Genomic DNA, 25,565 nt, shown 5'->3' with positions numbered 1-25,565 from the left:
CGGAATACAAAGAGATCGCGTAAGCGCCCATCTTTTTTTTGACATCCCTGTAGCCCGATCTACGCTTCAATGAGTGGAAGCGGAGGGACTATATAATGAAAGGTGATGTTAAAATCATAAGTTATCTCAATAAATTATTGGGAAATGAGCTTGTCGCAATTAACCAGTACTTTCTTCACGCGAGAATGTTCAAAAACTGGGGGCTTAAACGTCTGAACGACGTTGAGTACCATGAATCGATCGATGAAATGAAGCACGCTGATAAATATATCGAGCGTATTTTATTCCTTGAAGGTATTCCAAACCTGCAGGATCTCGGAAAGCTGGGCATCGGAGAAGATGTCGAAGAGATGCTGCGTTCCGACCTCAGGCTGGAACTTGAAGGCGCCAAAGATCTCCGTGAAGCCATTGCCTATGCCGACAGCGTACATGACTACGTCAGTCGCGATATGATGATCCAGATACTGGCCGATGAAGAAGGCCATATTGACTGGCTGGAAACGGAGCTGGATCTGATTGCTAAAATTGGTCTGCAGAACTACCTTCAGTCGCAGATTAAAGTGGAAGAGTAACCACCGTCTTCCAGCCTACGCATAAACCCGCTGCTGCCAGAAATGGCCCAAAAGGCAGTGGGTTTTTTAATGCTCCCTTATCGCCTGTGAGTAACGAAAACACAAGAATGCTAAGTAGCGCCATAAGCGCAGCGAGTAACGCCAGCGTAGGCAGTATGCACCAGCCATGCCACGCACCAAGCGCCGCCAGGTATTTTACATCACCGTATCCCATCCCTTCACGCCGGCAGATAAACCGATATCCCCAGTAAATAACGGCAAAGCCGATATATCCAGCCATCGCTCCCACCACTGCATTCGGCAGAAAATCAGGTTGGACGAAGAGCTGAAAGAGCAGGCCCGCCCAGAGCAGCGGGCAGAGAAATTTATCGGGAAGCAGTCCGTAGCGAATATCTGCACGGACGAGAAAGGCAGTCAGCGAAAAATAGACCAGCAAAAAGGGGAGGGTGGTTAACATGGCAAAGGCCTCAAAGGGGGTTGAGCGCATCCTCGCTATAATCGGCCTGGTCGGCAATCTATAAAAACGACACTTGCGTAGGGGCTCGAGACAAAGCCTTGAGAAGGGATACATTGCGTAAAAAGTTGCACGCCTTAACGCATACTGCGTCTCTGGCGCTTAATTTCTAAACGGCACTTGCGTCTTGTCCAGATTTACGTATAATGCGCGGGCTTGTCGTAATTGACGGCGGGTTCAATCAGAACCAGAGTAGCTCATTTTGTTACTCAACAATGCTCCCAATTGGGGAGCTACGTAAGAACGGTTACACTCTCCCATCAATCGTAATGGGTTTGAGGAGTAATCATTTTCGTTTATAAAATAATTGGAGCTCTGGTCTCATGCAGAACCAAAGAATCCGTATCCGCCTTAAAGCGTTTGATCATCGTCTGATCGATCAATCAACCGCGGAAATCGTCGAGACTGCTAAGCGCACTGGTGCGCAAGTCCGTGGTCCGATCCCGCTGCCGACCCGCAAAGAGCGCTTCACCGTTCTGATCTCTCCGCACGTTAACAAAGACGCGCGCGATCAGTACGAAATCCGCACTCACAAGCGTCTGGTTGACATCGTTGAGCCAACTGAGAAAACCGTTGATGCTCTGATGCGTCTGGATCTGGCTGCCGGTGTAGACGTGCAGATCAGCCTGGGTTAATCAGGTCATCGAGCGATTGAGAGGTTGATACAATGATTGGTTTAGTCGGTAAAAAAGTGGGCATGACCCGCATCTTCACTGAAGATGGCGTTTCAATCCCAGTAACCGTAATCGAAGTTGAAGCAAACCGCGTTACCCAGGTTAAAGATCTGGCTAACGATGGCTACCGCGCTGTTCAGGTGACCACTGGTGCTAAAAAAGCTAACCGTGTAACCAAACCAGAAGCGGGTCACTTCGCTAAAGCTGGCGTAGAAGCTGGCCGTGGTCTGTGGGAATTCCGTCTTGCTGAAGGCGAAGAGTTCACCGTAGGTCAGGACATTAGCGTTGAGCTGTTTGCTGACGTTAAAAAAGTTGACGTAACCGGTACCTCTAAAGGTAAAGGTTTTGCTGGTACCGTTAAGCGCTGGAACTTCCGTACCCAGGACGCTACCCACGGTAACTCCTTGTCTCACCGCGTTCCGGGCTCTATCGGTCAGAACCAGACTCCGGGCAAAGTGTTCAAAGGCAAGAAAATGGCAGGTCAGCTGGGTAACGAACGTGTGACCGTTCAGAGCCTGGACGTAGTACGTGTTGACGCTGAGCGCAACCTGCTGCTGGTTAAAGGTGCAGTTCCGGGTGCAACCGGTAGCGACCTGATCGTTAAACCAGCTGTGAAGGCGTAAGGGGATAGCAATGGAATTAGTATTGAAAGACGCGCAGAGCGCGCTGACTGTTTCCGAAACTACCTTCGGTCGTGATTTCAACGAAGCGCTGGTTCACCAGGTTGTTGTTGCTTATGCAGCTGGTGCTCGTCAGGGTACTCGTGCTCAGAAGACTCGTGCTGAAGTAACTGGTTCTGGCAAAAAGCCATGGCGCCAGAAAGGTACCGGCCGTGCGCGTTCAGGTTCTATCAAGAGCCCGATCTGGCGTTCAGGTGGCGTGACCTTCGCTGCGCGTCCACAGGACCACAGTCAAAAAGTTAACAAAAAGATGTACCGCGGCGCGCTGAAAAGCATCCTGTCCGAACTGGTACGTCAGGATCGTCTGATCGTTGTCGAGAAGTTCTCTGTTGAAGCGCCTAAAACTAAGCTGCTGGCACAGAAACTGAAAGACATGGCTCTGGAAGATGTGCTGATCATCACCGGTGAGCTGGACGAGAACCTGTTCCTGGCCGCACGTAACCTGCACAAGGTTGACGTACGCGATGCGACTGGTATCGACCCGGTTAGCCTGATCGCCTTCGACAAAGTCGTAATGACTGCTGATGCTGTTAAGCAAGTTGAGGAGATGCTGGCATGATTCGTGAAGAACGTCTGCTGAAGGTGCTTCGCGCACCGCACGTTTCTGAAAAAGCGTCTACTGCGATGGAAAAAACAAACACCATCGTTCTCAAAGTTGCTAAAGACGCGACCAAAGCAGAGATCAAAGCTGCTGTGCAGAAACTGTTTGAAGTCGAAGTCGAAGTCGTTAACACCCTGGTAGTTAAAGGGAAAGTTAAACGTCACGGACAGCGTATCGGTCGTCGTAGCGACTGGAAAAAAGCTTACGTCACCCTTAAAGAAGGCCAGAACCTGGACTTCGTTGGCGGCGCTGAGTAAGTCGGAGGAGTAATACAATGGCAGTTGTTAAATGTAAACCGACATCTCCGGGTCGTCGCCACGTAGTTAAAGTGGTTAACCCTGAGCTGCACAAGGGCAAACCTTTTGCTCCGTTGCTGGAAAAAAACAGCAAATCCGGTGGTCGTAACAACAATGGCCGTATCACCACTCGTCACATCGGTGGTGGCCACAAGCAGGCTTATCGTATTGTTGACTTCAAACGCAACAAAGACGGTATCCCAGCAGTTGTTGAACGTCTTGAGTACGATCCGAACCGTTCCGCGAACATCGCGCTGGTTCTGTACAAAGACGGCGAACGCCGTTACATCCTGGCCCCTAAAGGCCTGAAAGCTGGCGACCAGATTCAGTCTGGCGTTGATGCTGCAATCAAAGCAGGCAACACCCTGCCGATGCGCAATATCCCGGTTGGTTCTACCGTTCATAACGTAGAAATGAAACCAGGTAAAGGCGGTCAGCTGGCACGTTCCGCTGGTACTTACGTTCAGATCGTTGCTCGTGATGGTGCTTATGTCACCCTGCGTCTGCGTTCTGGTGAAATGCGTAAAGTCGAAGCAGACTGCCGCGCTACTCTGGGCGAAGTTGGCAATGCTGAGCATATGCTGCGCGTTCTGGGTAAAGCAGGTGCTGCACGCTGGCGTGGTGTTCGTCCTACCGTTCGCGGTACTGCGATGAACCCAGTCGACCACCCACATGGTGGTGGTGAAGGTCGTAACTTTGGTAAGCACCCGGTAACTCCGTGGGGCGTTCAGACCAAAGGTAAGAAGACCCGCAGCAACAAGCGTACTGATAAATTTATCGTACGTCGCCGTAGCAAATAATTTTAGAGGATAAGCCATGCCACGTTCTCTCAAGAAAGGTCCTTTTATTGACCTGCACTTGCTGAAGAAGGTAGAGAAAGCGGTGGAAAGCGGAGACAAGAAGCCCCTGCGCACTTGGTCCCGTCGTTCAACGATCTTTCCTAACATGATCGGTTTGACCATCGCTGTCCATAATGGTCGTCAGCACGTTCCAGTCTTTGTTACCGACGAAATGGTTGGTCACAAACTGGGTGAATTCGCACCGACTCGTACTTATCGCGGCCACGCTGCTGATAAAAAAGCGAAGAAGAAATAAGGTAGGAGGAAGAGATGGAAACTTTAGCTCAACATCGCCATGCTCGTTCTTCTGCTCAGAAGGTTCGCCTTGTTGCTGACCTGATTCGCGGTAAGAAAGTGTCGCAGGCCCTGGACATCCTGACCTATACCAACAAGAAAGCTGCGGTATTGGTCAAGAAAGTACTGGAATCTGCCATTGCTAACGCTGAACACAACGATGGCGCTGACATCGACGATCTGAAAGTCGCGAAAATTTTCGTAGATGAAGGCCCAAGCATGAAGCGCATTATGCCGCGTGCGAAAGGTCGTGCAGATCGCATCCTGAAGCGCACCAGCCACATTACTGTGGTTGTGTCCGATCGCTGAGACTCTGGAGACTAGCAATGGGTCAGAAAGTACATCCTAATGGTATTCGCCTGGGTATTGTAAAACCATGGAACTCTACCTGGTTTGCGAACACCAAAGAATTCGCTGACAACCTGGACAGCGATTTTAAAGTACGTCAGTACCTGACTAAGGAACTGGCTAAAGCGTCTGTATCTCGTATCGTTATCGAGCGTCCAGCGAAGAGCATCCGTGTGACTATTCACACTGCTCGTCCTGGCATCGTTATCGGTAAGAAAGGCGAAGACGTAGAAAAACTGCGCAAGGTCGTAGCGGATATCGCTGGCGTTCCTGCACAGATCAATATCGCTGAAGTTCGTAAGCCTGAACTGGACGCTAAATTGGTTGCTGACAGCATCACTTCACAGCTGGAACGTCGTGTTATGTTCCGTCGTGCTATGAAGCGTGCTGTACAGAACGCAATGCGTCTGGGCGCTAAAGGTATCAAAGTTGAAGTTAGCGGCCGTCTGGGCGGCGCGGAAATCGCACGTACCGAATGGTACCGTGAAGGTCGCGTACCGCTGCACACTCTGCGTGCTGACATCGACTACAACACCTCTGAAGCGCACACCACTTACGGTGTAATCGGCGTTAAGGTATGGATCTTCAAAGGTGAGATCCTGGGTGGTATGGCTGCTGTTGAACAACCGGAAAAACCGGCTGCTCAACCTAAAAAGCAGCAGCGTAAAGGCCGTAAATAAGGAGCGTCGCTGATGTTACAACCAAAGCGTACAAAATTCCGTAAAGTGCACAAAGGCCGCAACCGTGGTCTGGCGCAGGGTACGGATGTTAGCTTCGGCACTTTCGGTCTGAAAGCTGTTGGCCGTGGTCGTCTGACTGCACGTCAGATCGAAGCAGCACGTCGTGCAATGACCCGTGCAGTTAAGCGTCAAGGTAAGATCTGGATCCGTGTATTCCCGGACAAACCGATCACCGAGAAGCCACTGGAAGTTCGTATGGGTAAAGGTAAAGGTAACGTGGAGTACTGGGTTGCCTTGATCCAACCGGGCAAAGTCCTTTATGAAATGGACGGTGTTCCGGAAGAGCTGGCCCGTGAAGCCTTCGGCCTGGCAGCAGCGAAACTGCCTATCAAAACCACCTTTGTAACTAAGACGGTGATGTAATGAAAGCAAAAGAGCTGCGTGAAAAAAGCGTTGAAGAGCTGAACGCTGAGCTGCTGAACCTGCTGCGTGAGCAGTTCAACCTGCGTATGCAGGCTGCAAGTGGCCAGCTGCAACAGACTCACCTGCTGAAGCAAGTGCGTCGCAATGTTGCACGCGTTAAGACTTTACTGACTCAGAAGGCGGGTGCGTAATGACCGATAAAATCCGTACTCTGCAAGGTCGTGTTGTTAGCGACAAAATGGAGAAATCCATTGTTGTAGCTATCGAACGTATTGTGAAACACCCGATCTACGGTAAATTCATCAAGCGTACGACCAAACTGCACGTACATGACGAGAACAACGAATGTGGTATCGGCGACAAGGTTGAAATCCGTGAATGCCGTCCGCTGTCCAAGACTAAGTCCTGGACGCTGGTTCGCGTTGTAGAGAAAGCGGTTCTGTAATACAGTACGCCTTCTCAATACGAATAAACGGCTCAGCGATGAGCCGTNNCGATATGGGGCTTTTTAACGGCTCTGATTTTAGAGTCTCAGGTAGTAGTTGACATTAGCGGAGCACTAAAATGATCCAAGAACAGACTATGCTGAACGTCGCCGACAACTCCGGTGCACGTCGCGTAATGTGTATCAAGGTTCTGGGTGGCTCGCACCGTCGCTACGCAGGCGTAGGCGACATCATCAAGATCACCATCAAGGAAGCAATTCCACGTGGTAAGGTCAAAAAAGGTGATGTGCTGAAGGCGGTAGTGGTGCGCACCAAGAAGGGTGTTCGTCGCCCTGACGGTTCTGTCATTCGCTTCGATGGTAATGCATGCGTTATTTTAAACAATAACAGCGAGCAGCCTATCGGCACGCGTATCTTTGGGCCGGTAACTCGTGAACTTCGTACTGAGAAGTTCATGAAAATTATCTCTCTGGCACCAGAAGTACTCTAAGGAGCGAATCATGGCAGCGAAAATCCGTCGTGATGACGAAGTTATCGTGTTAACCGGTAAAGATAAAGGTAAACGCGGTAAAGTAAAAAATGTTCTGTCTTCCGGCAAACTTGTCGTTGAAGGTATCAACCTGGTTAAGAAACATCAGAAGCCGGTTCCGGCCCTGAACCAACCAGGTGGCATCGTTGAAAAAGAAGCTGCTATTCAGGTTTCTAACGTTGCAATCTTCAATGCGGCTACCGGCAAGGCTGACCGTGTAGGCTTTAGATTCGAAGACGGCAAAAAAGTCCGTTTCTTCAAGTCTAACAGCGAAACTATCAAGTAATTTGGAGTAGTACGATGGCGAAACTGCATGATTACTACAAAGACGAAGTAGTTAACAAACTCATGACTGAGTTTAACTACAATTCTGTCATGCAAGTCCCTCGGGTCGAGAAGATCACCCTGAACATGGGTGTTGGTGAAGCGATCGCTGACAAGAAACTGCTGGATAACGCAGCAGCTGACCTGACAGCAATCTCCGGTCAAAAACCGCTGATCACCAAAGCACGCAAATCTGTTGCAGGCTTCAAAATCCGTCAGGGCTATCCGATCGGCTGTAAAGTAACTCTGCGTGGCGAACGCATGTGGGAGTTCTTTGAGCGCCTGATCACTATTGCTGTTCCACGTATCCGTGACTTCCGTGGCTTGTCCGCTAAGTCTTTCGACGGTCGTGGTAACTACAGCATGGGTGTCCGTGAGCAGATCATCTTCCCAGAAATCGACTACGATAAAGTCGACCGCGTGCGTGGTTTGGATATTACCATTACCACTACTGCGAAATCTGACGAAGAAGGCCGTGCTCTGCTGGCTGCCTTTGACTTCCCGTTCCGCAAGTAAGGTAGGGTTACTGAATGGCTAAGCAATCAATGAAAGCACGCGAAGTAAAGCGCGTAGCTTTAGCTGATAAATTCTTCGCTAAACGCGCTGAACTGAAAGCGATCATTTCTGATGTGAACGCTTCCGACGAAGATCGTTGGAATGCGGTTCTCAAGCTGCAGTCTCTGCCGCGTGATTCCAGCCCGTCTCGTCAGCGTAACCGCTGTCGTCAAACAGGTCGTCCACATGGTTATGTGGGCAAGTTTGGGTTGAGCCGTATCAAACTGCGTGAAGCCGCCATGCGCGGTGAAGTGCCAGGCTTGAAAAAGGCTAGCTGGTAATTACCAATTGAATCACGGGAGTAAAGACAGATGAGCATGCAAGATCCGATCGCGGATATGCTGACCCGTATCCGTAACGGTCAGGCCGCGAACAAAGTTGCGGTCACCATGCCTTCCGCCAAGCTGAAAGTGGCAATTGCCAACGTGCTGAAGGAAGAAGGTTTTATCGAAGATTTTAAAGTTGAAGGCGACACCAAGCCGGAACTGGAACTTACTCTTAAGTATTTCCAGGGTAAAGCTGTTGTAGAAAGCATTCAGCGTGTCAGCCGCCCAGGTCTGCGCATCTATAAGAAAAAAGATGAGCTGCCAAAAGTTATGGCTGGTCTTGGTATCGCAGTTGTTTCTACCTCTAAAGGTGTTATGACTGATCGTGCAGCGCGCCAGGCTGGTCTTGGTGGCGAAATTATCTGCTACGTAGCCTAATCGGAGGAAAGAATGTCTCGTGTTGCTAAAGCACCGGTCGTTATTCCTGCCGGCGTTGATGTAAAAATCGACGGTCAGGTTATTACGATCAAAGGTAAAAACGGCGAGCTGACTCGTACCCTCAACAAAGCTGTTGAAGTTAAACATGCAGATAACGCTCTGACCTTCGGTCCACGTGATGGTTTCGTGGATGGATGGGCTCAGGCTGGTACCGCGCGTGCCCTGCTGAACTCAATGGTTGTTGGTGTTACCGAAGGCTTCACTAAAAAGCTTCAGCTGGTTGGTGTAGGTTATCGTGCAGCTATCAAAGGGAATGCAGTAGGCCTGTCTCTGGGCTTCTCACACCCTGTTGAGCATCCGCTGCCGGCCGGTATCACTGCAGAATGTCCGACTCAAACTGAAATCGTGCTGAAAGGCGCTGATAAACAGTTGATCGGTCAGGTTGCAGCAGATCTGCGCGCCTACCGTCGTCCTGAGCCTTACAAAGGCAAGGGTGTTCGTTACGCCGACGAAGTCGTGCGTACCAAAGAGGCTAAGAAGAAGTAAGGTAACACTATGGATAAGAAATCTGCTCGTATCCGTCGTGCGACCCGCGCACGCCGCAAGCTCAAAGAGCTGGGTGCAACTCGCCTGGTGGTACATCGTACCCCGCGTCATATTTACGCACAGGTAATTGCACCGAACGGTTCTGAAGTTCTGGTAGCTGCTTCTACTGTAGAAAAAGCTATCTCAGAACAATTGAAGTACACCGGTAACAAAGACGCCGCTGCAGCTGTAGGTAAAGCTGTTGCTGAACGCGCTCTGGAAAAAGGCATCAGCAATGTTTCCTTTGACCGTTCCGGGTTCCAATATCATGGTCGTGTCCAGGCACTGGCAGATGCTGCCCGTGAAGCTGGCCTTCAGTTCTAAGGTAGAGGTGTAAGATGGCTCACATCGAAAAACAGGCTGGCGAACTGCAGGAAAAGCTGATCGCGGTAAACCGCGTATCTAAAACCGTTAAAGGTGGTCGTATTTTCTCCTTCACAGCTCTGACTGTAGTAGGCGATGGTAACGGTCGCGTTGGTTTTGGTTACGGTAAAGCGCGTGAAGTTCCAGCAGCGATCCAGAAAGCGATGGAAAAAGCCCGTCGCAATATGATTAACGTCGCGCTGAACAACGGCACCCTGCAGCACCCAGTTAAAGGTGTTCACACGGGTTCTCGTGTATTCATGCAGCCAGCTTCAGAAGGTACCGGTATCATCGCCGGTGGTGCAATGCGCGCCGTTCTGGAAGTTGCTGGGGTTCATAACGTTCTGGCCAAAGCATATGGTTCCACCAACCCGATCAACGTGGTTCGTGCAACTATTGATGGCCTGGAAAATATGAATTCTCCAGAAATGGTCGCTGCCAAGCGTGGTAAATCCGTTGAAGAAATTCTGGGGTAATTGACCATGGCAAAGACTATTAAAATCACTCAAACCCGCAGTGCAATCGGTCGTCTGCCGAAACACAAGGCAACGCTGCTTGGCCTGGGTCTGCGTCGTATTGGTCATACCGTTGAGCGCGAGGATACTCCTGCTGTTCGTGGTATGGTCAACGCGGTTTACTTCATGGTTAAAGTTGAGGAGTAAGAGATGCGTTTAAATACTCTGTCTCCGGCCGAAGGCTCTAAAAAGGCGGGTAAACGCCTGGGTCGTGGTATCGGTTCTGGCCTCGGCAAAACCGGTGGTCGTGGTCACAAAGGTCAGAACTCTCGTTCTGGCGGTGGCGTGCGTCGCGGTTTCGAGGGTGGCCAGATGCCACTGTACCGTCGTCTGCCGAAGTTCGGCTTCACCTCTCGCAAAGCAGCGATCACAGCGGAAATCCGTCTGTCTGACCTGGCGAAAGTTGAAGGCGGCGTTGTAGACCTGAACACGCTGAAAGCAGCAAACATTATCGGTATCCAGATCGAGTTCGCGAAAGTGATCCTGGCTGGTGAAGTTTCTACTCCGGTAACTGTTCGTGGCCTGCGTGTTACTAAAGGTGCTCGTGCTGCTATCGAAGCTGCTGGCGGTAAAATTGAGGAATAAGTAGCAGATGGCTAAGCAACCGGGATTAGATTTTCAAAGTGCCAAAGGTGGATTTGGCGAGCTGAAACGCAGACTGCTGTTTGTTATCGGCGCGCTGATTGTGTTCCGTATTGGCTCTTTTATTCCGATCCCTGGTATCGATGCCGCTGTACTTGCCAAACTGCTTGAGCAACAGCGAGGCACCATCATTGAAATGTTCAACATGTTCTCTGGTGGTGCTCTCAGCCGTGCTTCTATCTTTGCATTGGGTATTATGCCGTACATTTCGGCATCAATTATTATCCAGCTGCTGACGGTCGTTCATCCGGCCCTGGCAGAGTTGAAGAAAGAAGGGGAGTCTGGACGTCGTAAGATTAGTCAGTACACCCGTTACGGTACTCTGGTGCTGGCAATATTCCAGTCGATTGGTATTGCTACCGGTCTGCCGAATATGCCTGGTATGCAGGGCCTGGTGTTAAACCCGGGCTTTGCATTCTATTTCACCGCTGTTGTAAGTCTGGTCACAGGGACTATGTTCCTGATGTGGCTCGGCGAACAGATTACTGAGCGTGGTATCGGTAACGGTATCTCTATCATTATCTTCGCCGGTATTGTTGCGGGCCTCCCGCCAGCCATCGCCCATACTATCGAGCAAGCGCGTCAAGGCGACCTGCACTTCCTCCTGTTGCTGTTGGTTGCAGTATTAGTATTTGCAGTGACGTTCTTTGTTGTCTTCGTTGAACGTGGTCAACGCCGCATTGTGGTGAACTACGCTAAACGTCAGCAAGGTCGTCGTGTCTATGCTGCACAGAGCACACATTTACCGCTGAAAGTGAACATGGCGGGGGTTATCCCGGCTATCTTCGCTTCCAGTATTATTCTGTTCCCGGCGACCATCGCGTCATGGTTCGGGGGCGGTACTGGTTGGAACTGGCTGACAACAATTTCGCTGTATTTGCAGCCTGGGCAACCACTTTATGTGTTACTCTATGCGTCTGCGATCATCTTCTTCTGTTTCTTCTACACGGCGTTGGTCTTCAACCCGCGTGAAACAGCAGATAACCTGAAGAAGTCCGGTGCATTTGTACCAGGAATTCGTCCGGGAGAGCAAACGGCGAAGTATATCGATAAAGTAATGACTCGCCTGACTTTGGTTGGTGCGCTTTATATTACTTTTATCTGCCTGATCCCGGAGTTCATGCGTGATGCAATGAAAGTACCGTTCTACTTCGGTGGGACCTCACTGCTTATCGTTGTTGTCGTGATTATGGACTTTATGGCTCAAGTGCAAACTCTAATGATGTCCAGTCAGTACGAGTCTGCATTGAAGAAGGCGAACCTGAAAGGCTACGGCCGCTAAATGGTCGCCTGAGAAGTTACGGAGAGTAAAAATGAAAGTTCGTGCTTCCGTCAAGAAATTATGCCGTAACTGCAAAATCGTTAAGCGTGATGGTGTCATCCGTGTGATTTGCAGTGCCGAGCCGAAGCATAAACAGCGCCAAGGCTGATTATTTCGCATATTTTTCTTGCAAAGTTGGGTTGAGCTGGCTAGATTAGCCAGCCAATCTTTTGTATGTCTGTACGTTTCCATTTGAGTATCCTGAAAACGGGCTTTTCAGCATGGTGCGTACATATTAAATAGTAGGAGTGCATAGTGGCCCGTATAGCAGGCATTAACATTCCTGATCAGAAACATGCTGTGATCGCATTAACTTCGATCTACGGCGTCGGCAAGACCCGTTCTAAAGCCATTCTGGCTGCAGCGGGTATCGCTGAAGATGTTAAGATCAGTGAGCTGTCTGAAGAACAAATCGACACGCTGCGTGACGAAGTTGCCAAATTTGTCGTTGAAGGTGATCTGCGCCGTGAAATCAGCATGAGCATCAAGCGCCTGATGGATCTTGGTTGCTATCGCGGTTTGCGTCATCGTCGTGGTCTGCCAGTGCGCGGTCAGCGTACTAAGACCAACGCACGTACCCGTAAGGGTCCGCGCAAACCGATCAAGAAATAATCGGGGTGATTGAATAATGGCAAAGGCACCAGTTCGTGCACGTAAACGTGTAAGAAAACAAGTCTCTGACGGCGTGGCTCATATCCATGCTTCTTTCAACAACACCATCGTTACTATTACTGATCGTCAGGGTAACGCATTGGGTTGGGCAACAGCCGGTGGTTCCGGTTTCCGTGGTTCTCGCAAATCCACTCCGTTCGCAGCTCAGGTTGCAGCAGAGCGTTGCGCAGAAGCCGTAAAAGAATACGGCATCAAGAATCTGGAAGTTATGGTTAAAGGTCCGGGTCCGGGTCGTGAATCTACTGTTCGCGCTCTGAACGCCGCTGGTTTCCGCATCACGAATATTACTGATGTGACTCCGATCCCTCATAACGGTTGTCGTCCGCCGAAAAAACGTCGCGTATAACGCTCCGTTTTTTAGGTTAGTTGGAGATAGAAAATGGCAAGATATTTGGGTCCTAAGCTCAAGCTGAGCCGTCGTGAGGGCACCGACTTATTCCTTAAGTCTGGCGTTCGCGCGATCGATACCAAGTGTAAAATTGAACAAGCTCCTGGCCAGCACGGTGCGCGTAAACCGCGTCTGTCTGACTATGGTGTGCAGTTGCGTGAAAAGCAAAAAGTTCGCCGTATGTACGGTGTGCTGGAGCGTCAGTTCCGTAACTACTATAAAGAAGCAGCACGTCTGAAAGGCAACACAGGTGAAAACCTGCTGGCTCTGCTGGAAGGTCGTCTGGACAACGTTGTATACCGTATGGGCTTCGGCGCTACTCGTGCTGAATCACGTCAGCTGGTTAGCCACAAAGCAATCATGGTAAACGGTCGTGTTGTTAACATCGCTTCTTATCAGGTTAAAGCGAATGACGTTGTTAGCATTCGTGAGAAAGCGAAAAAGCAATCTCGCGTGAAGGCCGCTCTGGAGCTGGCTGAGCAGCGTGAAAAGCCAACCTGGCTGGAAGTTGATGCTGGCAAGATGGAAGGTACGTTCAAGCGTCAGCCAGAACGTTCTGATCTGTCTGCGGACATTAACGAACACCTGATCGTCGAGCTTTACTCCAAGTAAAGCTTAGTACCAAAGAGAGGACACAATGCAGGGTTCTGTGACAGAGTTTCTAAAACCGCGCCTGGTAGATATCGAGCAAGTGAGTTCGACGCACGCCAAGGTGACCCTTGAGCCTTTAGAGCGTGGCTTTGGCCATACTCTGGGTAACGCACTGCGCCGTATTCTGCTCTCATCGATGCCGGGTTGCGCGGTGACCGAGGTTGAGATTGATGGTGTACTTCATGAGTACAGCACCAAAGAAGGCGTTCAGGAAGATATCCTTGAAATCCTGCTCAACCTGAAAGGGCTGGCGGTGAGAGTTCAGGGTAAAGATGAAGTTATTCTTACTCTGAATAAATCTGGCATTGGCCCTGTGACTGCAGCCGACATCACCCACGACGGTGATGTTGAAATCGTCAAGCCGCAGCACGTGATCTGCCACCTGACCGATGAGAACGCAGCTATTAGCATGCGTATCAAAGTTCAGCGCGGTCGTGGTTATGTGCCGGCTTCTGCCCGAATTCATTCGGAAGAAGATGAGCGCCCAATCGGCCGTCTGCTGGTCGACGCATGCTACAGCCCTGTAGAGCGTATTGCCTACAATGTTGAAGCAGCGCGTGTAGAACAGCGTACCGACCTGGACAAGCTGGTCATCGAAATGGAAACCAACGGCACAATCGATCCTGAAGAGGCGATTCGTCGTGCGGCGACCATCCTGGCAGAACAACTGGAAGCTTTCGTTGACTTACGTGATGTACGTCAGCCGGAAGTGAAAGAAGAGAAACCAGAATTCGATCCGATCCTGCTGCGCCCTGTTGACGATCTCGAATTGACTGTCCGCTCTGCTAACTGCCTCAAGGCAGAAGCTATCCACTATATCGGTGATCTGGTACAGCGTACCGAGGTTGAGTTGCTGAAAACGCCGAACCTGGGTAAAAAATCTCTTACTGAGATTAAAGACGTGCTGGCTTCACGTGGTCTGTCTCTGGGCATGCGCCTGGAAAACTGGCCACCGGCAAGCATTGCTGACGAGTAACCGGATCACAGGTTAAGGTTTTACTGAGAAGGATAAGGTCATGCGCCATCGTAAGAGTGGTCGTCAACTGAACCGCAACAGCAGCCATCGCCAGGCTATGTTCCGCAACATGGCAGGTTCACTGGTTCGTCATGAGATCATCAAGACGACCCTGCCTAAAGCGAAAGAGCTGCGTCGCGTAGTTGAGCCGCTGATTACTCTTGCCAAGACTGACAGCGTTGCTAATCGTCGTCTGGCATTCGCCCGTACTCGTGATAACGAGATCGTGGCAAAACTGTTTAACGAACTGGGCCCGCGTTTCGCGAGCCGTGCCGGTGGTTACACTCGCATTCTGAAGTGTGGTTTCCGTGCAGGCGACAACGCGCCGATGGCTTACATCGAGCTGGTTGATCGTTCAGAGAAAGCAGAAGCTGCTGCAGAGTAATCTGCAGTAACGTAAAAAAACCCGCTCCGGCGGGTTTTTTTATATCCGCGATACCACCACTTCTCTAAAATGTCTGTATCAATTCTGTTCAATCCCTGGAGCTGGTAATGTGGTTGCTCGACCAGTGGGCAGAACGCCATATTCGCGATGCCCAAAAAAAAGGTGAATTCGACGATCTCCCGGGAAGCGGCGAACCCCTTGCGCTTGACGATGATTCGCACATCGCGCCTGAACTACGGGCTGGATACCGTTTGCTGAAAAATGCGGGCTGTCTCCCCCCGGAGCTCGAACAGCGCAGAGAAGCTGTTGAACTGGCCGATCTTCTCAAAGAGATCCGCCATGACGATCCACGACATTCTGAACTTAGCCGCCGTCTCGCCCTGCTTGAACTCAAGCTACGCCAGGCTGGGATGAACACTGATTTTCTGCACGGTGAATACGGTGAAAGATTGATGCAGAAAATAAGCGAGGAGTAGTTATGTACCGCATCGGTGAACTTGCGAAGCTTGCGAACGTTACGCCGGATACCATCCGATATTACGAAAAGCAGCAGATGATCGATCATGAAGTACGTACTGAAGGAGGCTTTCGCCTTTATACCGATAACGATCTGCAGCGCCTGCGGTTTATTCGTTATGCGCGTCAGCTCGGTTTCACGCTGGATTCGATCCGCGAGTTATTATCGATCCGCATCGATCCGGAACATCACACCTGCCAGGAATCTAAAAGCATCGTGCAGGCCCGGCTGGATGAAGTCGAAGCGCGTATACAGGAACTGCAAACCATGCAGCGCTCTCTGCAAAGGCTGAATGATGCCTGCTGCGGTACGGCACACAGCAGCATTTATTGTTCAATCCTCGAAGCCCTTGAACAGGGAGCGAGTGGAGAAACGCAGCGCTGTTGATTTTTAGTTCAACCGGGTCTAGACTCCCGTCGTCATAAACCTTGCTCTGGAGACATTATGAGCCGCTATCAGCACACGAAAGGACAAATTAAGGACAATGCCATTGAGGCGTTACTTCACGACCCGTTATTCAGGCAGCGCGTTGAGAAGAATAAAAAAGGGAAAGGAAGTTATCTGCGTAAAGACAAACATGAAAAACGGGGTAACTGGGAGGCCAGTGGCAAGCAAGCGAATCGCTTATTTACCACTGGCCTTCCTGCTTTTATCCATTGATTAGACGCGGTTATTCTGCTCTTTTAACAGATCGCGGATCTCACTTAACAGCACTTCTTCTTTCGTTGGCGCAGGTGCTGCAGCCGGCTCTTCTTTTTTACGGTTGAGCCTGTTGATCAGCTTGATAGCCATAAATATGGCAAACGCGACAATCACAAAATCAAATACGTTCTGAATAAATACGCCGTAGTGCATTACTACTGCCGGAACATCACCCTGAGCTTCACGCAGCGTGAAAGCGAACTGTTTGAAATCAATGCCGCCGATTAACAACCCTAAAGGTGGCATGATAATGTCGGCCACTAATGATGAAACAATCTTGCCGAATGCCGCACCAATAATGACACCCACTGCCAAATCCACCACGTTCCCGCGCATCGCAAATTCGCGAAATTCTTTAATAAAACTCATTGTTCTCTCCTTGTGCCAGCTGACGAGTTTAAGTTTAACAAATCATTAGCCAATTGCCATTCGGGATAATTAAACATTATGAAAAATAAAAGGCACAGAAATGAAAAGGATAAAGTAAGGGTGCTCTTTCTCGAGCACCCAATTCTTTAAAGGAAGAATGGACTTGGCTGGAATAAACGTTCGACGTCGGTAATAAACTTTTTATCGGTAAGGAACATAATAACGTGATCGCCTTGCTCAATTCGTAAATTATCATTGGCAATCATGACATCATTCCCGCGCACAACGGCGCCGATAATCGTGCCTGGCGGCAGTTTAATTTCGTCGATCGAACGGCCGACGACGCGTGACGTCGTTTCATCTCCATGAGCAACGGCTTCAATGGCTTCCGCTACGCCACGGCGGAGCGATGACACACCGACAATATCCGCTTTACGAACATGGCTCAGGAGAGCGGAAATTGTCGCCTGCTGAGGGGAAATGGCAATATCAATAACGCTGCCCTGAACCAGATCGACATACGCCTTACGCTGGATAAGCACCATTACTTTTTTAGCCCCCATGCGCTTCGCGAGCATGGCGGACATTATATTCGCCTCGTCGTCGTTGGTGACGGCAATAAAGAGATCAACTTGATCAATATGCTCTTCAGCCAGCAACTCCTGATCAGACGCATCACCATAAAATACAATCGTATTTTGCAGTTTTTCCGCCAGTTCAGCAGCACGCTGTTGATCGCGCTCGATCAACTTCACGCTGTAATCTTTTTCCAGCCGATGTGCCAGACCGGCGCCGATATTGCCGCCGCCGACCAGCATAATGCGTTTATAGGGTTTTTCGAGACGCTGAAGTTCACTCATCACCGCACGAATATGCTGTGAGGCCGCAATAAAGAAGACCTCATCACCGGCTTCGACAATCGTGGAGCCTTGCGGGCGAATTGGCCTGTCGTGACGGAAAATCGCTGCAACGCGCGTATCGATATGCGGCATGTGCTCGCGCATGGTGGAAAGCGCATTGCCGATCAATGGTCCGCCATAATAGGCCTTAACCACTGCCAGGCTCACTTTGCCCTCAGCAAAGTTCACCACCTGCAGGGCACCCGGATATTCGATCAGGCGATAGATATTGTCGATAACCAGCTGTTCTGGCGCGATGAGGTGGTCAATGGGGACCGCTTCGGAATTAAACAGTTTTTCAGCATCGCGAACATAGTCCGGAGAGCGAATACGCGCAATTCGGTTTGGCGTGTTGAAAAGCGAGTATGCCACCTGACAGGCCACCATATTGGTTTCGTCAGAACTGGTTACCGCAACCAGCATGTCGGCATCGTCGGCGCCCGCCTCACGAAGAACACGTGGGTGCGAACCATGACCCTGCACCACGCGCAGGTCAAACTTGTCCTGTAATACACGCAGACGATCGCCGTTGGTATCAACAATTGTGATGTCGTTGTTTTCGCCAACCAGGTTTTCCGCCAGCGTTCCGCCCACCTGTCCTGCACCCAGAATGATAATCTTCATATCTCGTGACCTGTTCTCAACATCATTCTTTGATTAGCTTAGCGTAAAAGAAGCCATCGCCCTCTTCAGCACCCGGCAGGTTCTGCAGACCCGGGGATTCAGGCGTTCCCGTATCGCGCAGCGCGGCGTCCGGCGTACGTTTAAGGAAGGCCGCGATTTGCTGGCTGTTTTCTTCCGGCAGTACGGAGCAAGTCGCATAGACCAGCGTTCCGCCAGATTTAAGATGCGGCCAAATGGCGTCGAGAATGTCGGATTGCATTTGGGCAAGTTCCTGAATATCACGATCGCGGCGTAGCCACTTGATGTCCGGATGACGACGAATAACACCGGTTGCAGAGCAGGGGGCATCCAGCAAAATGCGATCGAATTGCGTTTCACCACACCATTCTGCGGGTTTGCGTCCATCGCCCTGCTTAACCTGAGCCTTCATGCCCAGACGCTTAAGGTTGTCGTAGACGCGTGAGAGACGCTGTTCATCGAGGTCCACTGCCATCACGCTGGCCTGCGGAGCCACTTCCAGAATATGCGTCGTTTTGCCCCCAGGTGCGGCGCAAAGATCGAGGATCTGCTCGCCATTTTTGGGTTCAAGCCAGGTCATGCAACCCTGCGCCGAGGCATCCTGTACGGTAACCCCGCCCTCATCAAAACCGGGTAATGCATGTACCGGTGCCGGTGAGGCCAGACGTACAGCATCCGGATAGGCTTGATGCGGGAATCCACTCATTCCAGCTTCTTCAAGCAATGCCAGCCATGCGTCTCGGGTGTGGTGATTCCGATTCACGCGTAACCACATTGGCGGACGCTGATTGTTGGCATCGACAATCTCCTGCCACTGCTGTGGATAGGCTTTTTTCAGGCGCTTCAACAGCCAGTCTGGGTGCAGGAAACGTGCTTCGCTTTGGGCAAATTCAGCCAGAAGCTCTTCCTGCTGTCTCTGGAACTGACGCAGTACGCCGTTGATCAGGCCTTTCAACTGAGGGCGTTTAATCGCAACGGCACCTTCCACCGTCTCAGCCAGCGCGGCATGAGGTGGGATGCGGGTATGAAGAAGCTGATAAAAACCCACCATAATCAAATAGTGTACGGTGCGCTGCTTGCCTGTCATTGGGCGTGACATCAGCTTGTTAATCAACCATTCAAGCTGAGAAAGCGTGCGCAGAACGCCAAAGCAGAGCTCCTGAAGCAGGGCTTTGTCTTTATCAGAGACTTTTAGTTGCAGAGGAGGCAGGACGTTACTTAATGACTGGCCCTGCTCGATAACCTGCTCAACGGCCTGAGCCGCCATACTGCGTAGATTTTGTTTTTTCATAACCGTAAAAATAAAAATGCCCGGAAACACCGGGCCTTAAGGATAGATTTGCTCAGGCAAGACGATTGCCCGGAATAAACCATTCGCGGCGGGAATTTAACAGATCCTGAGCGCTCATGGCCTTCTTGCCGGCCGGTTGTAGCGATTCAAGATTCAGGATCCCTTGCGCAGTCGCCACCTGGATCCCGTTCTTGTTGGCGTCAACAATCGTGCCGGGTTCAGCCGTGGTAGTACCGCTAATGACGGAGGCTTTCCAGACTTTCACCGGCTGCTCATCAATCTCCATCCAGCTCATCGGCCACGGATTAAAAGCGCGGATGCAGCGTTCAAGTTGAGCTGCTGACAGGGACCAGTCGATCCGCGCTTCTTCTTTGCTCAGTTTTTCGGCATAAGTCACCAGCGCGTCATCCTGAACTTCCGGTTTCGCCGTGTTGTCAGCAAGCTGCTGGAGCGTGTCGATAAGTCCTTGTGGACCAAGGTCTGCCAGCTTGTCATACAGCGTAGCGCTGGTATCGTCTGACGTTATGGGGCACGCCAGTTTATACAGCATATCGCCGGTGTCTAAACCTACGTCCATCTTCATGATGGTAACGCCCGTTTCGGCATCACCCGCCCAGAGCGAGCGCTGGATAGGTGCAGCACCACGCCAGCGCGGAAGCAGAGACCCATGCACGTTGATGCAACCCAGGCGTGGCATATCAAGCACAGCTTTTGGCAAAATTAAACCGTAAGCCACCACTACCATTACGTCGGCATTCAGATCAGCAACCAGCTGCTGATTTTCCTGTGGGCGCAACGATGCTGGCTGGAAAACGGGTAGCCCATGCTCTTCTGCCAGCACCTTTACAGGGCTCGGCATCAGTTTTTTGCCGCGACCAGCAGGACGGTCCGGCTGGGTAAAGACGCCAACAACCTGGTGACCAGACGATAACAGCGCGTCAAGATGACGCGCTGCAAAATCAGGGGTTCCCGCGAAGATAATACGTAGTGTTTTAGACACGATGATCCTTGTATCCGGGGGGACGTTATGCGCGAGAACGCAAACGATCCAGTTTCTCTACTTTTTGACGAATACGCTGCTGTTTCAGCGGCGAGAGATAATCGATAAACAGTTTACCGACCAGGTGATCCATCTCATGCTGAATACAAATTGCCAGCAGGTCGTCTGCTTCCAGTTCGAACGGGTTACCGTCACGATCCAGAGCGCGAATTTTCACCTTTTCGGCACGCGGTACTAAAGCGCGCTGTTCAGGAATGGACAGACAGCCTTCCTCAATACCGGTTTCGCCACTCTTTTCGAGTAGCTCAGGGTTGATCAGCACCAGACGCTCATCGCGATTTTCGGAAACATCAATCACGATAATACGCTTATGAATGTCCACCTGGGTCGCCGCCAGGCCAATGCCTTCTTCGGCGTACATGGTATCGAACATATCATCAACGATACGCTGGATTTCTGCATTCACTTCTTTGACCGGTTCAGCGACGATGCGAAGGCGCTCGTCCGGAATATGTAACACTTGCAAAACTGCCATAAATTTCCAGAGTCGTGTTCAGGAGTTGATAAGAATACTCTCTCTATTCTAGACAAATCCCCCATCGATTGACAGCATCAGTGACCAATCGCAATGATTGCAGAGGCCGCTTATGGCAGGGGAAAGGATGACGTCTACCGAGATATGGCTACGGCTAATACACACTGGGTCTCTGTGTGGTGATGTAATGCTGGAAGCAGCTGCGCGACTGCAGAAGCAGGAACACCTCAACGTTCTCGTGGCCAGAAATGCCGGGCTGACAGCAAAGCAGGCTGAACGGTTCTTTGCACTCGATGAGAGCGAGCTGGAACGTAGCCTTGTGTGGCTTGAGCTGCCGGGACATCACTTATTAACGCCCAACCATCCCCTATATCCCCCTTTGCTCCGCACGATTCCTGATTATCCCGGGGCGTTATTCATAAAAGGTAACCCTGAGACGCTTAATACCGTTCAGCTGGCGGTAGTAGGTAGTCGTGCGCCGTCATGGTACGGCGAGCGATGGGGGAAAATCCTGTGCGAACAACTGTCACAAAGCGGTTTCACGATCACCAGCGGGCTGGCCTGCGGTATTGACGGCGTAGCCCACAGCGCGGCGCTGTCAGTTAAGGGACGAAGCGTAGCGGTGCTGGGGAACGGTCTTTTTAGCATTTATCCACGCCGGCATCAGGCACTGGCGATGCGGCTTATCGAATCTGACGGCGCGATAGTTTCTGAGTTTCCGCTTTCCGCACAGCCCAGGCCGGCAAACTTTCCGCGTCGTAATCGGATTATCAGCGGGCTTAGCAAAGGCGTGCTGGTGGTTGAAGCGGCGCGCCGAAGCGGTTCGCTGGTCACGGCGCGATGCGCGCTCGAACAGGGAAGAGAAGTATTCGCCTTGCCTGGACCGATAGGTAATCCCGGATGCGAGGGGCCCCACTGGCTGATTAAGCAAGGGGCAACGCCGGTAACGGAAGTAGGAGATATTCTTGAAAATTTGCAATATGGGTTGCAATGGCTGCAGGAAGATCCCGAAAAGCGACAATATTCATCAGATCAGGGAAAGGTGGCATTGCCATTTCCCAAGCTCCTGGCTAACGTAGGAGATGAGGTAACACCTGTTGACGTTGTCGCTGAACGTGCCGGCCAACCTGTGCCAGTAACGGTAGCACAGCTACTCGAACTGGAGTTAGCAGGGTGGATCGCAGCTGTACCCGGCGGCTATGTCCGATTAAGGAGGGCATGCCATGTTCGACGTACTGATGTATTTGTTTGAGACTTACATCCATAACGAAGCAGAAATGCGAGTGGATCAGGACAAATTGACACAGGATCTTACCGATGCGGGGTTTGAGCGGGAAGATATCTATAATGCGTTGATGTGGCTGGAAAAACTGGCTGATTATCAGGAAGGCCTCGCCGAACCGATGCAGCTTGCTTCTGACCCATTGTCAGTACGCATTTATACAGCGGAAGAGTGTGAAAGGCTGGACGCCAGCTGCCGGGGGTTCATCTTATTCCTTGAGCAGATTCAGGTGCTGAACCTCGAAACGAGAGAAATGGTGATAGAGCGCGTCATGGCGCTGGATACAGCAGAATTTGAACTGGAAGATCTCAAGTGGGTGATCCTGATGGTTCTGTTTAATATCCCGGGCTGTGAAAACGCCTATCAGCAAATGGAAGAATTACTCTTTGAAGTGAATGAAGGTATGCTGCACTAATTCAATGTGCAGCACCAAGAGTTGTTATGGCCAAATCAGCACTATTCACGGTGCATAAAAACGAGCCCTGCCCGCAGTGCGGGGCTGAACTTGTTATTCGGTCCGGGAAACACGGCCCGTTTCTCGGTTGTTCACACTATCCGGAATGTGATTATGTCCGTCCCCTGAAAAGCCAGGCGGATGGACATATCGTTAAAATTCTGGAGTGTCAGTATTGCCCACTCTGCGGTGGTGAATTAGCCCTGCGGCAGGGGCGTTTCGGCATGTTTATTGGATGTAGCCGCTACCCGGAATGTGAGCATACGGAACAAATCGATAAGCCTGATGAAACGGCAATTGCGTGCCCACAGTGTCAGCGCGGTCAGTTGGTACAGCGCCGCTCCCGTTATGGTAAGACTTTCCATTCGTGCGATCGCTACCCTGAATGCCAGTTCGTTATCAATTTTAAACCGGTAGCGGGAACCTGCCCTCATTGCAATTATCCGCTACTTATAGAGAAGAAAACCGCGCAAGGCATGAAACGCTTCTGCGCCAGTAAACAATGTGGAAAGCCGGTTACGGCGGATCAAAATAGTGAATAATAACCTGCCATCAGGCTCCATTGCGCATGCCGTGGACGTACTGAAAAAAGAAGAAGTCATCGCCTATCCAACTGAAGCTGTTTTTGGAGTCGGTTGCGATCCTGACAGCGAGACGGCCGTGAGCCGACTGCTTGCCTTAAAACAAAGACCCGTCGAGAAAGGGCTGATTTTGATCGCTGCGAATTACGAGCAGCTTAAACCCTATATCGATGACTCCATGCTGACGCCGGCGCAGCGCGAGACTATCTTCTCCGCGTGGCCTGGCCCGGTGACCTTCGTTTTCCCGGCGCAGCCGACAACGCCTCGCTGGTTAACCGGACGCTTTGATTCCCTCGCCGTTCGCGTAACTGACCATCCGCTGGNNAACCAGCGCCAACTTGACCGGATTGCCACCTTGCCGGACAACCGAAGAAGTACTGGCGCAGTTCGGGAATGACTTCCCAGTCGCTGTCGGTGAAACGGGAGGGCGGCTGAATCCGTCTGAAATTCGCGATGCTTTGACCGGCGAACGTTTTCGCCAGGGGTAATCTCATGGAAACCTATGCTGTTTTTGGTAATCCGATTGCACACAGCAAGTCACCGTTGATCCATCAGCAATTTGCGAAGCAGCTGCAGATAAATCATCCCTATGGTCGCGTACTGGCACCGGTGGATGCATTTATTCCAACGCTGGAGGCTTTTTTCGCCGCGGGCGGTAAAGGCGCGAATGTGACGGTTCCTTTTAAAGAGGAAGCTTTCGAACGAGCGGATGAGCTCACCGAGCGCGCCTCACTGGCTGGTGCAGTCAATACCCTAAAACGGCTTGAGGATGGACGCCTTTTGGGTGACAACACCGACGGGATTGGTTTACTTAGCGACCTGGAACGACTGTCGTTTATTAAGCCCGGGCTTCGGGTCCTGCTGATTGGTGCGGGTGGCGCATCGCGGGGAGTACTGTTGCCTCTGCTTTCACTGGACTGTGCGGTGACCATTACCAACAGAACCTTTTCCCGAGCGGAAGCGCTGGCGGAGTTGTTTGCGCATACCGGCAGCGTGAGCGCGGTAGCGCTTGACGATCTTGCCGATCGTGAGTTCGACCTTGTCATCAACGCCACGTCCAGCGGCATCAATGGCGAGATCCCGGCAATTCCCGCTTCTCTGGTCAGCGCGCATATGTACTTCTATGACATGTTTTATCAGAAAGGGAAGACGCCTTTCCTTAACTGGTGCGAACAACACGGCGCGAAGCAGTTAGCCGATGGGCTGGGAATGCTGGTGGGTCAGGCTGCGCATGCGGTGCTGCTCTGGCATGGCGTGTTGCCTGCGGTCGAACCTGTCATTGAAAAGTTAAAGCAGGAGCTTTCGGCGTGAACCAGGCTATTCATTTCCCGGACAGAGAAAACTGGGATGAGAGTAAACAAGCGGTCTGTTTTCCGGTGCTGGTGCAGGGTATGCAACTTACCTGTGCCATTCATGGGGAAACGCTGTTGCGTCGTTTTGGCGGTTCAGACCCGATAGCGATATTTTGCGAAAATCGCTGGGATCTGGAAGAGGAAGCCAGCGATTTAATTCGCGAACAGCAGGAAGACGATCAGGGCTGGGTTTGGTTGTCCTGATCCAAATAGTCATTCTTCCAGTTAACGTAGTTGTTCGCCGAGTATTTTAACCCTTCGATCTCTGCCTCCTTCAGGGGGCGGATCTGTTTTACCGGGCTTCCCAGATAGAGATAGCCACTCTCCAGCCGTTTGTTCTGCGGGACCAGGCTTCCGGCACCAATCATTACGTCATCTTCTACTATGACGCCATCCAGCAAAATCGACCCCATGCCAACAAGTACGCGATTCCCGATAGTGCAGCCGTGAAGCATCACTTTATGGCCGACGGTAACCTCTTCTCCAATGATGAGGGGATTACCGTCCGGGTTATAGGAGGATTTGTGCGTGACATGCAGAACGCTGCCGTCCTGAATATTGGTACGGGCGCCAATCGACACATAGTTAACATCTCCCCTGATGGCGACGAGGGGCCAGATGCTGACATCATCTGCCATTCGGACATCGCCAATCACCACGCTGCTGGCATCGATCATCACGCGATCGCCTTTTTGGGGGAACCGATCTTTATAAGGCCGTAATACTGCGGGCATATCTACCTCTAACAATGAGCGCTATACAGAAGACTTTGATCATATTAATGGATCGCGGCAAGGCAAAATACGTCAATATTTAAGCAGATCGGGCGGGATTTCAGCGAAAAGCGCGGAAAATCAGCAGTCGGAAAAAAAGATCTAAAAAATACTTGTGCTAAAAAATGGGATCCCTATAATGCGCCTCCATC

General features: G+C 51.1%; 44 protein-coding genes and 1 pseudogene. 38 read left to right on the top strand and 7 right to left on the bottom strand.

Annotation, left to right across the window (positions count from 1 at the left end; translation table 11 throughout):
- The first annotated feature begins 95 nt into the window (after positions 1-95).
- On the top strand, positions 96-572 hold the full coding sequence (gene bfr, locus UTM25_RS22105; protein WP_008503492.1) for a bacterioferritin: 477 nt from the start codon (positions 96-98) through the stop codon (positions 570-572).
- Here bfr and UTM25_RS22100 read toward each other — a convergent pair.
- Entirely contained in the window at positions 556-1,029 is a 474-nt protein-coding gene (locus UTM25_RS22100) for a prepilin peptidase (RefSeq protein WP_194401441.1), read from the bottom strand. The genes bfr and UTM25_RS22100 overlap by 17 nt on opposite strands.
- A gap of 380 nt (positions 1,030-1,409) precedes the next feature.
- On the opposite strand from UTM25_RS22100, the gene rpsJ reads away from it, so the two are divergent.
- The 31 genes from rpsJ (at position 1,410) to UTM25_RS21945 (ending at position 16,193) form a co-directional block, all read left to right on the top strand.
- A complete protein-coding gene (gene rpsJ / locus UTM25_RS22095) occupies positions 1,410-1,721 on the top strand; it encodes a 30S ribosomal protein S10 (RefSeq protein ID WP_001181005.1) in 312 nt (103 codons plus the stop codon).
- Between the two features lie 32 nt (positions 1,722-1,753).
- Positions 1,754-2,383, top strand: a complete 630-nt coding sequence (rplC, locus tag UTM25_RS22090; RefSeq protein ID WP_006178923.1) for a 50S ribosomal protein L3 — start codon at positions 1,754-1,756, stop codon at positions 2,381-2,383.
- Between the two features lie 10 nt (positions 2,384-2,393).
- Positions 2,394-2,999 carry a 50S ribosomal protein L4 gene (gene rplD, locus UTM25_RS22085; protein ID WP_000424395.1) on the top strand — a complete coding sequence of 202 codons (606 nt, stop codon included), beginning with the start codon at positions 2,394-2,396 and terminating at the stop codon, positions 2,997-2,999.
- Positions 2,996-3,298: a 50S ribosomal protein L23 gene (gene rplW, locus UTM25_RS22080; protein ID WP_000617546.1), complete on the top strand. Its 303-nt coding sequence runs from the start codon at positions 2,996-2,998 to the stop codon at positions 3,296-3,298. Before rplD ends, rplW begins: the two co-directional genes overlap by 4 nt.
- Positions 3,299-3,315: 17 nt before the next feature.
- On the top strand, positions 3,316-4,137 hold the full coding sequence (gene rplB / locus UTM25_RS22075; protein ID WP_000301859.1) for a 50S ribosomal protein L2: 822 nt from the start codon (positions 3,316-3,318) through the stop codon (positions 4,135-4,137).
- A gap of 16 nt (positions 4,138-4,153) precedes the next feature.
- On the top strand, positions 4,154-4,432 hold the full coding sequence (rpsS, locus tag UTM25_RS22070; protein ID WP_001138117.1) for a 30S ribosomal protein S19: 279 nt from the start codon (positions 4,154-4,156) through the stop codon (positions 4,430-4,432).
- 14 nt (positions 4,433-4,446) lie between these two features.
- Positions 4,447-4,779, top strand: a complete 333-nt coding sequence (gene rplV / locus UTM25_RS22065; protein WP_002919773.1) for a 50S ribosomal protein L22 — start codon at positions 4,447-4,449, stop codon at positions 4,777-4,779.
- Between the two features lie 17 nt (positions 4,780-4,796).
- Entirely contained in the window at positions 4,797-5,498 is a 702-nt protein-coding gene (rpsC, locus tag UTM25_RS22060) for a 30S ribosomal protein S3 (RefSeq protein WP_000529945.1), read from the top strand.
- A 12-nt stretch (positions 5,499-5,510) separates the two neighbouring features.
- On the top strand, positions 5,511-5,921 hold the full coding sequence (gene rplP, locus UTM25_RS22055) for a 50S ribosomal protein L16 (protein WP_002919759.1): 411 nt from the start codon (positions 5,511-5,513) through the stop codon (positions 5,919-5,921).
- Entirely contained in the window at positions 5,921-6,112 is a 192-nt protein-coding gene (gene rpmC, locus UTM25_RS22050; protein WP_003863282.1) for a 50S ribosomal protein L29, read from the top strand. Before rplP ends, rpmC begins: the two co-directional genes overlap by 1 nt.
- Positions 6,112-6,366 (top strand): 30S ribosomal protein S17, encoded by a 255-nt coding sequence (gene rpsQ, locus UTM25_RS22045; protein ID WP_008503489.1) that lies wholly within the window; start codon positions 6,112-6,114, stop codon positions 6,364-6,366. Before rpmC ends, rpsQ begins: the two co-directional genes overlap by 1 nt.
- 119 nt (positions 6,367-6,485) lie before the next feature.
- A complete protein-coding gene (rplN, locus tag UTM25_RS22040) occupies positions 6,486-6,857 on the top strand; it encodes a 50S ribosomal protein L14 (RefSeq protein WP_002919748.1) in 372 nt (123 codons plus the stop codon).
- Positions 6,858-6,867: 10 nt separating this feature from the next.
- The gene (gene rplX / locus UTM25_RS22035; protein WP_003863287.1) at positions 6,868-7,182 is read left to right on the top strand and encodes a 50S ribosomal protein L24; all 315 of its coding nucleotides are present in this window, start codon (positions 6,868-6,870) and stop codon (positions 7,180-7,182) included.
- A gap of 14 nt (positions 7,183-7,196) precedes the next feature.
- Complete coding sequence (gene rplE / locus UTM25_RS22030) at positions 7,197-7,736, top strand: 50S ribosomal protein L5 (protein ID WP_001096206.1); 540 nt, start codon at positions 7,197-7,199, stop codon at positions 7,734-7,736.
- A gap of 14 nt (positions 7,737-7,750) precedes the next feature.
- The gene (gene rpsN, locus UTM25_RS22025; RefSeq protein ID WP_003863291.1) at positions 7,751-8,056 is read left to right on the top strand and encodes a 30S ribosomal protein S14; all 306 of its coding nucleotides are present in this window, start codon (positions 7,751-7,753) and stop codon (positions 8,054-8,056) included.
- A 30-nt stretch (positions 8,057-8,086) separates the two neighbouring features.
- Positions 8,087-8,479 carry a 30S ribosomal protein S8 gene (gene rpsH / locus UTM25_RS22020; RefSeq protein WP_006178918.1) on the top strand — a complete coding sequence of 131 codons (393 nt, stop codon included), beginning with the start codon at positions 8,087-8,089 and terminating at the stop codon, positions 8,477-8,479.
- Positions 8,480-8,491: 12 nt separating this feature from the next.
- Positions 8,492-9,025, top strand: a complete 534-nt coding sequence (gene rplF / locus UTM25_RS22015; RefSeq protein ID WP_003863296.1) for a 50S ribosomal protein L6 — start codon at positions 8,492-8,494, stop codon at positions 9,023-9,025.
- A gap of 9 nt (positions 9,026-9,034) precedes the next feature.
- Positions 9,035-9,388, top strand: a complete 354-nt coding sequence (gene rplR / locus UTM25_RS22010) for a 50S ribosomal protein L18 (protein ID WP_003863297.1) — start codon at positions 9,035-9,037, stop codon at positions 9,386-9,388.
- Between the two features lie 14 nt (positions 9,389-9,402).
- Positions 9,403-9,903, top strand: coding sequence for a 30S ribosomal protein S5 (gene rpsE, locus UTM25_RS22005; RefSeq protein WP_003863299.1), 501 nt, complete (start codon positions 9,403-9,405; stop codon positions 9,901-9,903).
- A gap of 6 nt (positions 9,904-9,909) precedes the next feature.
- Positions 9,910-10,089 carry a 50S ribosomal protein L30 gene (gene rpmD, locus UTM25_RS22000; protein ID WP_003863301.1) on the top strand — a complete coding sequence of 60 codons (180 nt, stop codon included), beginning with the start codon at positions 9,910-9,912 and terminating at the stop codon, positions 10,087-10,089.
- 3 nt (positions 10,090-10,092) lie between these two features.
- The gene (gene rplO / locus UTM25_RS21995; protein ID WP_003863304.1) at positions 10,093-10,527 is read left to right on the top strand and encodes a 50S ribosomal protein L15; all 435 of its coding nucleotides are present in this window, start codon (positions 10,093-10,095) and stop codon (positions 10,525-10,527) included.
- Between the two features lie 7 nt (positions 10,528-10,534).
- On the top strand, positions 10,535-11,866 hold the full coding sequence (gene secY, locus UTM25_RS21990; RefSeq protein WP_003863305.1) for a preprotein translocase subunit SecY: 1,332 nt from the start codon (positions 10,535-10,537) through the stop codon (positions 11,864-11,866).
- 31 nt (positions 11,867-11,897) lie between these two features.
- Positions 11,898-12,014 carry a 50S ribosomal protein L36 gene (gene rpmJ, locus UTM25_RS21985; RefSeq protein ID WP_000868187.1) on the top strand — a complete coding sequence of 39 codons (117 nt, stop codon included), beginning with the start codon at positions 11,898-11,900 and terminating at the stop codon, positions 12,012-12,014.
- A gap of 146 nt (positions 12,015-12,160) precedes the next feature.
- Positions 12,161-12,517, top strand: coding sequence for a 30S ribosomal protein S13 (rpsM, locus tag UTM25_RS21980; protein WP_003863308.1), 357 nt, complete (start codon positions 12,161-12,163; stop codon positions 12,515-12,517).
- A 16-nt stretch (positions 12,518-12,533) separates the two neighbouring features.
- On the top strand, positions 12,534-12,923 hold the full coding sequence (rpsK, locus tag UTM25_RS21975) for a 30S ribosomal protein S11 (protein WP_003863312.1): 390 nt from the start codon (positions 12,534-12,536) through the stop codon (positions 12,921-12,923).
- Positions 12,924-12,956: 33 nt separating this feature from the next.
- A complete protein-coding gene (gene rpsD, locus UTM25_RS21970; RefSeq protein ID WP_004868345.1) occupies positions 12,957-13,577 on the top strand; it encodes a 30S ribosomal protein S4 in 621 nt (206 codons plus the stop codon).
- Between the two features lie 25 nt (positions 13,578-13,602).
- Positions 13,603-14,592, top strand: coding sequence for a DNA-directed RNA polymerase subunit alpha (locus UTM25_RS21965; protein ID WP_002919219.1), 990 nt, complete (start codon positions 13,603-13,605; stop codon positions 14,590-14,592).
- 40 nt (positions 14,593-14,632) lie between these two features.
- Positions 14,633-15,016 (top strand): 50S ribosomal protein L17, encoded by a 384-nt coding sequence (gene rplQ, locus UTM25_RS21960; protein ID WP_001216368.1) that lies wholly within the window; start codon positions 14,633-14,635, stop codon positions 15,014-15,016.
- Positions 15,017-15,123: 107 nt separating this feature from the next.
- Entirely contained in the window at positions 15,124-15,492 is a 369-nt protein-coding gene (locus tag UTM25_RS21955; RefSeq protein WP_320715353.1) for a DUF1992 domain-containing protein, read from the top strand.
- 2 nt (positions 15,493-15,494) lie between these two features.
- Positions 15,495-15,920, top strand: coding sequence for a Zn(2+)-responsive transcriptional regulator (gene zntR / locus UTM25_RS21950; RefSeq protein ID WP_063441538.1), 426 nt, complete (start codon positions 15,495-15,497; stop codon positions 15,918-15,920).
- A gap of 57 nt (positions 15,921-15,977) precedes the next feature.
- Positions 15,978-16,193 (top strand): alternative ribosome-rescue factor A, encoded by a 216-nt coding sequence (locus tag UTM25_RS21945; protein WP_194401443.1) that lies wholly within the window; start codon positions 15,978-15,980, stop codon positions 16,191-16,193.
- On the opposite strand, the gene mscL is transcribed toward UTM25_RS21945, so the two are convergent.
- The 5 genes from mscL to def all read right to left on the bottom strand — a co-directional run bounded on the left by mscL (position 16,194) and on the right by def (position 20,971).
- Positions 16,194-16,604 (bottom strand): large-conductance mechanosensitive channel protein MscL, encoded by a 411-nt coding sequence (gene mscL, locus UTM25_RS21940; protein ID WP_023309449.1) that lies wholly within the window; start codon positions 16,602-16,604, stop codon positions 16,194-16,196.
- 146 nt (positions 16,605-16,750) lie between these two features.
- Positions 16,751-18,127 carry a Trk system potassium transporter TrkA gene (trkA, locus tag UTM25_RS21935; RefSeq protein WP_008503482.1) on the bottom strand — a complete coding sequence of 459 codons (1,377 nt, stop codon included), beginning with the start codon at positions 18,125-18,127 and terminating at the stop codon, positions 16,751-16,753.
- Between the two features lie 22 nt (positions 18,128-18,149).
- On the bottom strand, positions 18,150-19,436 hold the full coding sequence (gene rsmB, locus UTM25_RS21930; RefSeq protein WP_194401444.1) for a 16S rRNA (cytosine(967)-C(5))-methyltransferase RsmB: 1,287 nt from the start codon (positions 19,434-19,436) through the stop codon (positions 18,150-18,152).
- Positions 19,437-19,488: 52 nt separating this feature from the next.
- Positions 19,489-20,436, bottom strand: a complete 948-nt coding sequence (fmt, locus tag UTM25_RS21925) for a methionyl-tRNA formyltransferase (RefSeq protein WP_194401445.1) — start codon at positions 20,434-20,436, stop codon at positions 19,489-19,491.
- Between the two features lie 25 nt (positions 20,437-20,461).
- The gene (gene def, locus UTM25_RS21920; protein WP_006812188.1) at positions 20,462-20,971 is read right to left on the bottom strand and encodes a peptide deformylase; all 510 of its coding nucleotides are present in this window, start codon (positions 20,969-20,971) and stop codon (positions 20,462-20,464) included.
- A gap of 127 nt (positions 20,972-21,098) precedes the next feature.
- On the opposite strand from def, the gene dprA reads away from it, so the two are divergent.
- The 6 genes and pseudogenes from dprA (at position 21,099) to UTM25_RS21890 (ending at position 24,844) form a co-directional block, all read left to right on the top strand.
- A complete protein-coding gene (dprA, locus tag UTM25_RS21915) occupies positions 21,099-22,223 on the top strand; it encodes a DNA-protecting protein DprA (RefSeq protein ID WP_194401446.1) in 1,125 nt (374 codons plus the stop codon).
- On the top strand, positions 22,195-22,668 hold the full coding sequence (gene smg, locus UTM25_RS21910) for a DUF494 family protein Smg (RefSeq protein ID WP_008503477.1): 474 nt from the start codon (positions 22,195-22,197) through the stop codon (positions 22,666-22,668). The genes dprA and smg overlap by 29 nt, the downstream gene beginning before the upstream one ends.
- A gap of 26 nt (positions 22,669-22,694) precedes the next feature.
- Positions 22,695-23,249: a type I DNA topoisomerase gene (locus UTM25_RS21905; RefSeq protein WP_194401447.1), complete on the top strand. Its 555-nt coding sequence runs from the start codon at positions 22,695-22,697 to the stop codon at positions 23,247-23,249.
- Positions 23,242-23,776, top strand: a pseudogene (tsaC, locus tag UTM25_RS21900) (L-threonylcarbamoyladenylate synthase type 1 TsaC). The gene UTM25_RS21905 and the pseudogene tsaC overlap by 8 nt, the downstream one beginning before the upstream one ends.
- A 4-nt stretch (positions 23,777-23,780) precedes the next feature.
- Complete coding sequence (aroE, locus tag UTM25_RS21895) at positions 23,781-24,599, top strand: shikimate dehydrogenase (RefSeq protein WP_194401448.1); 819 nt, start codon at positions 23,781-23,783, stop codon at positions 24,597-24,599.
- A complete protein-coding gene (locus UTM25_RS21890; protein ID WP_045405320.1) occupies positions 24,596-24,844 on the top strand; it encodes a DUF1488 domain-containing protein in 249 nt (82 codons plus the stop codon). Before aroE ends, UTM25_RS21890 begins: the two co-directional genes overlap by 4 nt.
- On the opposite strand, the gene UTM25_RS21885 is transcribed toward UTM25_RS21890, so the two are convergent.
- Positions 24,820-25,374 carry a gamma carbonic anhydrase family protein gene (locus tag UTM25_RS21885; protein WP_194401449.1) on the bottom strand — a complete coding sequence of 185 codons (555 nt, stop codon included), beginning with the start codon at positions 25,372-25,374 and terminating at the stop codon, positions 24,820-24,822. The genes UTM25_RS21890 and UTM25_RS21885 overlap by 25 nt on opposite strands.
- Between the last annotated feature and the right edge of the window lie 191 nt (positions 25,375-25,565).

The sequence above is a fragment of the Enterobacter sp. 61D5 genome, assembly GCF_034107965.1.
In the GTDB taxonomy this organism is placed as follows: Bacteria; Pseudomonadota; Gammaproteobacteria; order Enterobacterales; family Enterobacteriaceae; genus Enterobacter; species Enterobacter cloacae_M.
The sequence above is the reverse complement of the archived record's forward strand: the minus strand, read 5'-3'. Positions and strand labels throughout refer to the sequence as shown.